We start from the raw sequence: 9,619 nt of genomic DNA, 5'->3' as shown, positions 1-9,619 counted from the left end.
TGTTGAGGCGGAAAGCATTCGTCCGGTTACCGATAAAGGTGAAGTTGGAGATCTGCGGGTTGGATTGCGGGGCGACCGAAGAGGAGACGCTAGAGGCCTCAGTGATGTTGTCACCGCCGTTTGCGCGCTGAACCACAACCGCATACTGGATGTGGCCGCTATAGCCGTTATCCGTATCGATGGAGTCGTCGTCGTTGCCGGTCAGAACCAGGTTCTTGATGTTGACGTTACCGCCGAAGAACTCGACGCCGTCATCAGAGTTGTTGTGAACCTGGATGTTTTCGACGCGCGTGCCGCTGCCGATACCCGCAAAGGTGATACCGTTCAGCTCGTTGCCTTGCGTGTTGATGGCATAGCCTGCGAAACGCACCTGCACATAGTCCAGAACACCGCTGTTGTCAGTGGTGTCGGCACCGCCATAAACGGCTTCCGGATTGGTCACACCTTCAACGATGTTTTCACATTGGGCAGTGGCCGGTGTCGCGGCGTCCTTACAGCGGTTGATCGGCGCCTGCCCCAGAAGAACAAGACCGCCCCACTCGGAAATGGCGTCGCCGCCGAGGTCGTTCGACGGATCGCTGTCCGCCTGGCGCTCAAGGTCGTTCGCGCTGGTGAAGATGATCGGCTGAGAAGCTGTACCGTCTGCCACAAGCTGCGAGCCGCGGTTAACAACGAGATAGTCGGAGCCGGATTCGCCGAAAATGGTGACGCCTGGCTCGATGGTCATGACCGCAGGCTGGCTGCCGGCAATGTTGCCTTCGGCGCCCACGTCGGTGCCGATATCAACACGGCCGCTCAGGCGATAAGCGATGCCGTCGACATTCGTCAGCGTGACATTAGTCAGGTACGCACCCGAAACGTTACAGGTCGTGAGACCGCCGACCGGTGCACCTTCGGTAAAGCCGGACGGGCAAGTTGCACCCGATCCCGTGCCGCCGCCGGTTCCACCGGTGCTGCCGCCGGGAGGCGTACCCGCATCAGTCGCGCCGGGCGATGAAATGCTGCTGCCTTGCGAGCAAGCTGCCGCAAGAACGATCGCAGCAACCGCCACGCTCCGCGCCATCGCGCTTTTGAATGTTTTCCTAAAACTCATTGTCGTCATCTTCCCCTGTGTGCTCCAGAACAGACGCAGTTTCGGTCAGATCTACGCGAGCGAACGGCTATCCGTGACTCGACCCCGCGATCTCCCACGGGCCTTATTGCAGCGCTTCAAGACGCTTTCGAAACTGATTTGTAAACTTTATGTAACGGCCGCAGCCGGCAGGCAGCGCCATCACAGGGCACTTAAGGAGTGACGTTGTACTGTATTGTTTCTAATGGCCTTTTGCGCAGATAGCCCACGATGGACCAAGCGCAAACATCCACTATCTGGTCAGTAGTCCGACCGGCACTTCCAACGCTTCAGCCAGACGTTTGGCAGTTTTCAATCCGAAAGGCATACCACGCTCCATCGCCGAAATATGGTTCGCGCGAATGCCGCACCGGGTGCTCAATTCTTTCTGAGTCAGAAGCCGGTATTGGCGCAGGGCACGGATGGCATTCTCTCCCGACTCGATCTGCTGAAGTACTTCTTCAGGAACGTCAGGCTGGGAAATCTGTGCAGCGGACGCCTGCTTGGATTCAAGGTCCCCAATCCGCTTTTCCAGATCCTTCACCAGCTTTTCGAGATCGAGGATCTTGAGTTCCAGCGAATATACGAATTGATCATCACTCGGCATCTGACTTTCCCAGCTCCACGCCGGCAGCCATAGAAGTCCATGCCGAAAGTTTCGTGTCAGATGTATGAAGGTTCCAAGACGGCAGCACCTTCTCCCTGGGCTGGTGCCTCAGCGCGTCTGGATTCCGGTCCGCTATAGAATATCCGGCAATTACAAATACGTAACAGCGTTGACAGAGACAGGCACCGCCACTAATTAACTGACCGGTCAGTTATTAAGGGTGCGATCATGCGCAGGGCCAGGACGGATGAAGCGAAGGACGAGCGACGCCAGGCCCTCCTCGCCGCTGCGCTGGATGAGTTCTTCGAAAAAGGATTTGCCGCAACGCGGATGGATGACATCGCCAAGCGGGCCACATTGTCCAAAGGGACTGTTTATCTCTACTTCGAGTCAAAAGAGTCGATCTTTCACGGACTCGTGGAGGCGCTCGCGTCCCCCAATCTGGAAATCATCGAACGGATAACCCACGAAGCGGCGTCCCTGAAGGAAGCCCTGCACGGCATCCGCATGTTCGCCCCGAACCTGATCCGGGAAACGGAACTGCCACGCCTGCTCAAAGTTCTTGTCGGAGACAGCCAGCTGTTCCCCGATACCGTGCGAGGATACCGGGAAGAACTGGTCGACCGTGTCCTGTCAATGATCACCTCACTTCTGCGAAGAGCCGATGAGACCGGCGAGGCTAAGATCGAGAACCCTGAGCTCACCGCGCGGCTGGTCATGGCGCCCGTGATCTTCAGCGCGCTCTGGCAAGGTGTCTTCAATCAGAAATCCGAAGCCGAAGTCGATCTCGACCAGCTTTTCGAAATCCATGAGCAATTCATGCTCAGGGCCCTCCGGATCGGGACCACGTCATGAAACACGTCGCTGAAATCCGCACACTCATTGCCGGCGCCTGCTTGATCTCGCTCGCCGCTTGTACGCCCAATGACGAGCCGGTCCATCTCGGCTATATCGAAGCGGACTGGACATATGTCGCCGCCCCGGCTGCCGGGCGCATTGTCGAGCAGCCCGTAAAAGAGGGAGACCGTGTAGACGCCGGCACCTTCCTGTTCCGGCTCGACAGCACTGCGGAAGAGGCTGCCGTTTCGGAGGCCAGTTCCCGGCTGAGCCAGGCGATGGCGCAAGCGGACGATCTCAGCACCGGCGCCCGCCCGCCGGAAATGAAACGCCTTGAGGCACAATTGTCCGCTGCCCGCGCCCGCCTCGCCAAAGCCACGAGCGAACGCGACCGGATCCTGCCTCTCGTCGAACAGGGCTATGCCCCGAAATCCCAACGCGACACGGTCGAAGCGGAATTCGACGCCGCCATGGCTGCCGTTCATGCTGCCGAGCAGGACCTGGAAGTCGCCGCCCTGCCCGCACGGGACGCAACGCGCGAAGCCGCACAGGCCGCCACGCAATCCGCTGAAGCCGCCAAGACAGCCGCGGAATACCGGCTCAATGAACGGCGCACTGTTGCGCCCGTCAGCGGCCGGATTGAGGAAGTCTTTTTCCGCACGGGTGAGTTCGTCAATCCCGGCACGCCGGTCATCGCTATCCTGTCGGATAGTGGCCTCAAAGCCCGTTTCTATGTTCCGGAGACGGATCTTTCACAACTGAAAGTCGGCGAAACAGTGTCCGTGACGGTTGATGGCATTCCGTCGCCGGTGAACGCGGAAATAACGTTCATCGCACATGAAGCCGAATTTGCCCCGCCTGTGATTTATGCCCGCCATTCCCGCGAGAAGCTGGTCTTCATGGTCGAGGCCAGAGTGCCGCCGGGCATCGGCCTGCATCCGGGCCTGCCGGTGGAGGTGAACTGGTAATGTCTGGTGACTACGCCATCGACGTTCATGGCCTGGTCAAGCGCTTCGGCAGCAAGACCGCCGTGGCCGGTGTCGACATCCAGATGCCGCGCGGCGAGGTCTGGGGCTTCCTCGGTCCGAACGGCTCCGGCAAGACAACGACAATCCGGATGATCTGCGGCTTGCTGCGCGTCTCCGAAGGGACGGGCCAGTGCCTCGGCTATGATATCCAACACGATGCCCCGCGGATCCGGGAACTAACCGGATACATGACCCAGAAATTCTCCTTCTGGACCGACATGACCATCCGGGAAAACCTGGAATTCGTCGCCCGCCTCTACCGCCTGCCGCATCTCCACCAGACTGTTGACGAAACCCTCGAGACGCTCGGCCTGACACATCGCCAGCACCAACTGTCCGGCGCCTTGTCCGGTGGCTGGAAGCAGCGCCTCGCCCTTGCGGCCGTGACCATGCACGATCCGAAACTCCTGCTGCTGGACGAACCGACCGCGGGGGTCGACCCTCAGGCCAGGCGCGATTTCTGGGACGAGATCCACCACCTCTCCCTGCTAGGCATGACGGTGCTCGTCTCCACTCACTATATGGACGAAGCCGAACGGTGCGACCGGATCGTCTACCTTGCCCATGGCGAAAAGATCATCGAAGGCAGGGTACCGGACGTGATCGACCGGTCGGGCTTGCTGACCTTCCGCGGTGAAGGCGAAGGGGTCCGGCGCCTGGCGGATGCCATCAAGGACGAGCCAGGCGTCGAACACGTCGCCTATTTCGGGTCTGCCCTTCATGTCAGCGGGAAAGACCGCGCCGCCATCCAGGTCGCTCTGGACAAGCATCAGGCACAGGATGTCAGCTGGAGCGAAGTCCGCACCAGCTTGGAAGACGCCTTCATCGCGCTCAGCGCTGAAGCGGGTGAAGACAAGCGGGTGCACGCATGAACGGCCTGCTCCGCTCCTTCGGCCGCATCTGGGCCGTGTTCATGAAAGAGACGGTGCAGATCCGGCGCGACCGCCTGACCTTCGCGGTTATGTTTGGTATACCAATCATACAGCTGATCCTGTTCGGCTACGCCATCAACATGAATCCCAAACACCTGCCCGCTGCCCTTCTGGTGGAAGAACAGACGCCAATCGTGCGCACCATGGTCCAGTCACTCAGGACGTCGGACTATTATGACTTCGTCATGCAGACGGACGACCCGCGCAAAACGGGCGACCTGCTCGCCCGCGGCGAAGTCGCCTTCGTGGTCTCGGTACCAGCGGGTTTCACCCGCAAACTTGTACGGGGCGAACACCCACAAATCCTGATCGAAGCCGACGCCACAGATCCGTCCGCCGCCTCCGGCGCCGTGGCGTTTGCCCAGACAATCCTCACCGATGCGCTGCGGCACGATCTGAAAGGCCCGCTGGCCAATCTGACTGGCGGACCGCCACCTTTCGACCTCATTGTCCACCAGATGTACAATCCAGAGGCAAAGACCAGCTACAATATCGTGCCCGGCCTGCTGGGCGTGATCCTGACCATGACGTTGGTGATGATGACGGCCATCGCCATGACGCGGGAGTCAGAACAAGGGACAATCGAGAACCTGCTCGCCATGCCGGTGAAGCCGATCGAAGTCATGCTCGGCAAGATCCTGCCCTATGTCGCCGTCGGCGCCGGGCAGACCGTCCTCATCCTGCTGGCGGCGCAGGTCCTGTTCGACGTTCCGTTCATCGGCAGCATGTGGATCCTGTTCCTGGGCGTATCGGTCTTCGTGCTGGCGAACCTCGCGCTGGGTTTTACTTTCTCAACCATCGCCCGCACACAGATGCAGGCCATGCAGCTGACCTTCTTCTTCTTTCTACCATCGATCCTTTTGTCCGGCTTCATGTTCCCCTTTCGCGGCATGCCCGAATGGGCCCAGACTATCGGCGAAGTCCTGCCGCTGACGCATTTCCTGCGCATCGTGCGGGGCGTCATGCTGAAGGACACGAGCCTTGCCCAACTGCAAAGCCCGATCCTCGCCTTGTGTCTGTTTACGGCTGTGGCTGTGAGTGTCGCCATGCTGCGATACCGCCGGACACTCGATTAGCCAGATTATCCCTTGTACGGATGAAGCTTTCCGTCCCGGCCACGCAAGGCCTGGCCATCCGGCGTGTCCACCACATCGGATGGCGCCGCATTGGCCTTAGACACGCCACCCGGAATGTCGATCACATAGTGCGGCAAGGCGAGCCCGGAAACGCGGTCTCTCAACGCCGAGTAAATCGCCCGCCCCTCCTCAACGCTGACCCGGAAATGACCGGTGCCCGGTGCGAGGTCCGGATGGTGCAGATAGTATGGCTGGATGCGCGCGGCCACGAGTGCCTGCATCAATTCAGCCAGCGTCTCTACATGGTCATTTACGCCGCGCAGCAGAACGGACTGGGAGACGAGCGGGAAACCTGCCTCGGCGAGGCGCGCAGCCGCAGCCTTCGTTTCCGGCGACAGTTCTTTCACATGATTGATATGGATCGACACATAGACCGCCTTGCCATCGGCCTTCAGTGCCTTAACGAATTCGCTCGTCACGCGGGCCGGATCTGCAACCGGCATACGCGTATGCCAGCGGATGACCTCAACATGAGGGATGGCGGCGATCGTCTGCGTCAGCACTTTCACGCGCGCCGGGGACAGCATGAAAGGATCCCCGCCCGTCAGGATTACTTCCCGCACACCTGACTGTATACGGATATAATCGAACGCGGTATCCAGCTCTGAGGGGCTCAGCGTCTCGCCAACGCCCGGCCCCACCATTTCACGGCGGAAGCAGAAGCGGCAGTAGACCGGGCACACAGCCACCGGCTTCAGCAGCACACGGTCCGGATACCGGTGTACAATACCAGGTACCGGTGTATGCGCCGCATCGCCAATCGGGTCGGCCAGTTCTTCCGGGGTGCGGACGAGTTCCTCCGGTCGCGGCACAAACATGCGGGCAATCGGGTCGTTCGGATCGGACCGATCGATGCGGTCGACAAGGAAAGGCGTCACGGCAATCGCGTACCGGTCCGCCACGGGCGCCAGCGCAGCCGCCGCCTCTTCAGAGAGCAGCCCGGCGTCTCTAATTGCCTCAGGGGTGTTGAGCGGCCGGCTCATGTCTCCACCGGCGTCCACTGGACATCCTGTATCGAGCGCGCGCCGGAGGCGAGCATCACCAGACGGTCGAACCCGAGCGCTACGCCGCAGGCATTCGACATCCAGTCCAGCGCCTCGAGGAAGTCCTCGTCTATCGGGTAGCGCTCGCCATAAAGGTCCTGCTTGAGATCCATGTCCGCTTCAAAGCGCGCGCGCTGCTCTTCAGCATTGGTCAGTTCATTGAACCCGTTAGCGAGTTCCACGCCGCAGGCATAAAGCTCGAACCGCTCTGCGAAGCGCGGGTCATCCGGACAGGCACGGGCCAGCGCCGCCTCGCAGATCGGGTAGCGATGGAGCACGGTCAGGCGCTCGTCGCCGAGCGCGGGCTCGATCAGGGTGACGAGCACGGCGGAGAATATATCAGACCATGAGGCGTCGTCTGGCACGCCCACACCGGCATCGCGGGCGGCACACAGAAATCCGTCCCGGTCATCCAGTAGTCCGTTTAAGTCCATTCTAGCATACCGTTGGAACGCTTCAGTCAGCGTAAGGTACTCCGGAGTCATGCCCGGATCGCAGGTCCGCCCCCGCCAGGTCAGCGCCTCGTGCCCTGTTGCCGCGAGGGCTATCCGGCAGAGCATGACCGCATCCCACATCACGTCTGTAAAGCGCGCGCCCGTACGGTACCACTCGATCATCGTGAACTCGGGTGAGTGCAGCGCCCCCCGCTCCCGGTTCCGGAAAACTCTTGAAAAATCGACGATTTTCTCTTCACCCGCTGCGAGGAGCTTCTTGCAGGAAAACTCCGGCGACGTGTGCAGGTAAAGCGGGCTGACCCGTCCATCGTCCGTCCTGAAAGCCGTTTCAAAGGCGTGGAGATGGGTCTCATTCCCAGGTGAGACCTGCAGGGCCGCACATTCGACCTCCAGAAAGCCCTCCTGGGCGAACCAGTCGGCCAGCGCGCGGCGCACCTGCCCGCGTTTCAACAGGAAGGGACGGCGGTCCCTGTGCCGCGCCGGATGCCACCATTTCCCGTCAGTCATCTGCCCTGCCCAATGTCCGCAAACGTCAAAATATGTGAACCGGCGCTTGGCGAAACACGCAAGTGCCGGTATGGCGGAGCCCGATCAAGCGCGCTGAAACGGTGCGCTCTATAGCACCGGCACAGGTCCGGGCAATTCGGGAACACATCATGGCCGTCGAAATCGCAGCAAACATCCGCCGGGGCAACATCATCGAGTATACCGACGGACAGCTCTATTCCGTCCTCAAGGCTGAATCCTTCCGTCCAGGCAAAGGTACGCCGACCACCACGATCGAAATGCGCCGCATCTCGGACGGCATCAAGATCGTCAACACCTACAAGACGACCGACAAGTTGGAAAAGGCTTTCGTCGAAGATATCGGCTACACCTACCTCTACCAGGACGGTGACAACCACGTGTTCATGCACCCGGAGACGTTTGAGCAAGTCTACGTTTCCGGCACGATGCTGGGCGACAACGCCGCTTTCCTGCAGGAAAACATGGAAGTGAACCTGCAGATGTTCAATGGCGAGCCAGTCTCAGCGACCTTGCCGGCCCGCATCACGGCAACGATCGCGGAAACCGAACCGGTTGTGAAAGGCCAGACGGCATCGAGCAGCTACAAGCCGGCTATTCTGGACAATGGCGTCCGCGTGATGGTGCCGCCGCACATCGACGTTGGCACGCGCATCATCGTCAACACCGAAGACAACACCTATCTGGAACGCGCCAAGGACTAAGCCACCATCGCTCCATTCAGATCAAGCAAGTGCCGGCCCCTGTGCCGGCACTTTTCGTTTGCATCCCGGTTTCCGCCCGCGCGTGAGCCGAATTGACTCGCACACAAGAAAAGAACAAAATAAGAACAAATGGACATTGCGACCCTCAAAGCCAGAGGCCTGATCCGGCCTGTCACAGCTGCCCCGGCGCAGCCAGACGCCTTCCCTTACGGGCTAGGCGTTCAGGGCGTGCATGAGGTTGCAGAGACGGCTTATGGCCACTGGGCCGCTGCGACCGGCTTCGTCCTTGGCATGCTGCACCCGACGCAGAAAGGCGCCTGCCTGTGGATCTGCCAGACGAGCGTTTCCCGGGATGCCGGACACATCCCAGCCGCGTCACTGCAGCAGATGACCGGCGGCCGGGAACCGCGGCTCTGCATCGACGCCCGCAAATCCGCTGAGGCCCTCTGGAGTGCGGAAGAAGGCATCATGTCCGGCGCGGTCCGGCATGTCGTGGTCGAGCTGGAAGAGGCGGATTTTACGGCCACGCGCCGCCTCGCGCTGGCATCCGAGAAGCATGGCGTGCCGGTCACGCTCCTCTTGCCGCACAGCTGCAGTGGCGCGACGGCTGCCACCACCCGCTGGCGGGTCGGCACACAGCTTTCAGCGATAAACCGCCATGACCCCCGCGCGCCCGGCCAGCCGCGTTACCGCGCCGTCCTGGAACGCTGCCGCAGCACCCCTGCCGCCGTGGGGCAGGCTTTTGATCTTGAGTGGAACGATGAGACGCTATCTCTCCATATGGTTTCCGGACTGGCCGCTGGATCGGCTGCGCCGCGCCCGGCGCCGTCCTTCGTCACAAGACACGGACACCAGCGCCGGGCCGGCTGAGCCGCAACCCTTTGTTCTCTATGAGAAATCCACTTACGGGCTGGCCGTCGCGGCGGCGAATGCCCCTGCCATGGCGGCTGGTATCCATGCCGGGCTGAGCCTCAAGGATGCCCGCGGCGCGCTGCCGGGCCTGCTGACGGAGCAGATCGACCGGGAGAGCGATGCCGCTGCCCTGCTGGCCCTTGCGGACTGGATGGTGCGTTTCTCGCCTCTTGTGACCACAGATGGAAAGGACGGCCTGCTGCTGGAGACGACGGGCTGCGACCATCTTTTCGGCGGGGAGGCCGGAATGGCCGCGGCCCTGTCGGCGCGGGTGTCGCAGGCTGGCTATGGCCACCGCCTCGCCTTTGCGGGCACGCCCGGCGCGGCCT

The 9,619-nt window shown here is 61.2% G+C and carries 9 protein-coding genes and 2 pseudogenes; 7 read left to right on the top strand and 4 right to left on the bottom strand.

What is annotated here, in order from left to right; all coding sequences use genetic code 11:
* Both HY26_RS14960 and HY26_RS14955 read right to left on the bottom strand, forming a co-directional pair.
* Positions 1–1,093 (bottom strand): annotated as a pseudogene (locus HY26_RS14960) (hypothetical protein); the annotation flags it as partial.
* A gap of 271 nt (positions 1,094–1,364) precedes the next feature.
* Positions 1,365–1,718: a helix-turn-helix domain-containing protein gene (locus HY26_RS14955; RefSeq protein WP_112073963.1), complete on the bottom strand. Its 354-nt coding sequence runs from the start codon at positions 1,716–1,718 to the stop codon at positions 1,365–1,367.
* 228 nt (positions 1,719–1,946) lie between these two features.
* On the opposite strand from HY26_RS14955, the gene HY26_RS14950 reads away from it, so the two are divergent.
* From HY26_RS14950 to HY26_RS14935, 4 genes are read left to right on the top strand one after another with little or no spacing between them, the layout of a single operon-like run.
* Positions 1,947–2,573, top strand: coding sequence for a TetR/AcrR family transcriptional regulator (locus HY26_RS14950; RefSeq protein ID WP_034767668.1), 627 nt, complete (start codon positions 1,947–1,949; stop codon positions 2,571–2,573).
* Positions 2,570–3,523, top strand: a complete 954-nt coding sequence (locus HY26_RS14945; RefSeq protein ID WP_112073962.1) for an HlyD family secretion protein — start codon at positions 2,570–2,572, stop codon at positions 3,521–3,523. Before HY26_RS14950 ends, HY26_RS14945 begins: the two co-directional genes overlap by 4 nt.
* A complete protein-coding gene (locus HY26_RS14940) occupies positions 3,523–4,455 on the top strand; it encodes an ABC transporter ATP-binding protein (protein WP_034767667.1) in 933 nt (310 codons plus the stop codon). Before HY26_RS14945 ends, HY26_RS14940 begins: the two co-directional genes overlap by 1 nt.
* Positions 4,452–5,591 carry an ABC transporter permease gene (locus HY26_RS14935; protein ID WP_199288560.1) on the top strand — a complete coding sequence of 380 codons (1,140 nt, stop codon included), beginning with the start codon at positions 4,452–4,454 and terminating at the stop codon, positions 5,589–5,591. Before HY26_RS14940 ends, HY26_RS14935 begins: the two co-directional genes overlap by 4 nt.
* A gap of 5 nt (positions 5,592–5,596) precedes the next feature.
* Here the strand turns inward: HY26_RS14935 and HY26_RS14930 are convergent, their stop codons facing one another.
* Positions 5,597–6,634, bottom strand: coding sequence for a lysine-2,3-aminomutase-like protein (locus HY26_RS14930; RefSeq protein WP_112073961.1), 1,038 nt, complete (start codon positions 6,632–6,634; stop codon positions 5,597–5,599).
* Positions 6,631–7,656: an EF-P lysine aminoacylase EpmA gene (epmA, locus tag HY26_RS14925; RefSeq protein WP_112073960.1), complete on the bottom strand. Its 1,026-nt coding sequence runs from the start codon at positions 7,654–7,656 to the stop codon at positions 6,631–6,633. The genes HY26_RS14930 and epmA overlap by 4 nt, the downstream gene beginning before the upstream one ends.
* A gap of 149 nt (positions 7,657–7,805) precedes the next feature.
* Here epmA and efp point away from each other — a divergent pair, with 149 nt between their 5' ends.
* The 3 genes and pseudogenes from efp to HY26_RS14910 form a co-directional block, all read left to right on the top strand.
* Positions 7,806–8,378, top strand: a complete 573-nt coding sequence (gene efp / locus HY26_RS14920) for an elongation factor P (protein WP_034767662.1) — start codon at positions 7,806–7,808, stop codon at positions 8,376–8,378.
* 129 nt (positions 8,379–8,507) lie between these two features.
* Positions 8,508–9,248 (top strand): ImuA family protein, encoded by a 741-nt coding sequence (locus HY26_RS14915; RefSeq protein ID WP_112073959.1) that lies wholly within the window; start codon positions 8,508–8,510, stop codon positions 9,246–9,248.
* Positions 9,139–9,619, top strand: a pseudogene (locus HY26_RS14910) (DNA polymerase Y family protein); the annotation flags it as partial. The gene HY26_RS14915 and the pseudogene HY26_RS14910, both read left to right, overlap by 110 nt.

It is taken from the genome of Hyphomonas sp. GM-8P (assembly GCF_003263315.1).
Classification (GTDB): domain Bacteria; phylum Pseudomonadota; class Alphaproteobacteria; order Caulobacterales; family Hyphomonadaceae; genus Hyphomonas.
The sequence above is the reverse complement of the archived record's forward strand: the minus strand, read 5'-3'. Positions and strand labels throughout refer to the sequence as shown.

Bases quoted from the DNA above. Each gene is read 5' to 3' on its own strand.
- HY26_RS14955 (WP_112073963.1), bottom strand. From the start codon at position 1,718: ATGCCGAGTGATGATCAATTCGTATATTCGCTGGAACTCAAGATCCTC.
- HY26_RS14950 (WP_034767668.1), top strand. From the start codon at position 1,947: ATGCGCAGGGCCAGGACGGATGAAGCGAAGGACGAGCGACGCCAGGCC.
- HY26_RS14945 (WP_112073962.1), top strand. From the start codon at position 2,570: ATGAAACACGTCGCTGAAATCCGCACACTCATTGCCGGCGCCTGCTTG.
- HY26_RS14940 (WP_034767667.1), top strand. From the start codon at position 3,523: ATGTCTGGTGACTACGCCATCGACGTTCATGGCCTGGTCAAGCGCTTC.
- HY26_RS14935 (WP_199288560.1), top strand. From the start codon at position 4,452: ATGAACGGCCTGCTCCGCTCCTTCGGCCGCATCTGGGCCGTGTTCATG.
- HY26_RS14930 (WP_112073961.1), bottom strand. From the start codon at position 6,634: ATGAGCCGGCCGCTCAACACCCCTGAGGCAATTAGAGACGCCGGGCTG.
- epmA (WP_112073960.1), bottom strand. From the start codon at position 7,656: ATGACTGACGGGAAATGGTGGCATCCGGCGCGGCACAGGGACCGCCGT.
- efp (WP_034767662.1), top strand. From the start codon at position 7,806: ATGGCCGTCGAAATCGCAGCAAACATCCGCCGGGGCAACATCATCGAG.
- HY26_RS14915 (WP_112073959.1), top strand. From the start codon at position 8,508: ATGGACATTGCGACCCTCAAAGCCAGAGGCCTGATCCGGCCTGTCACA.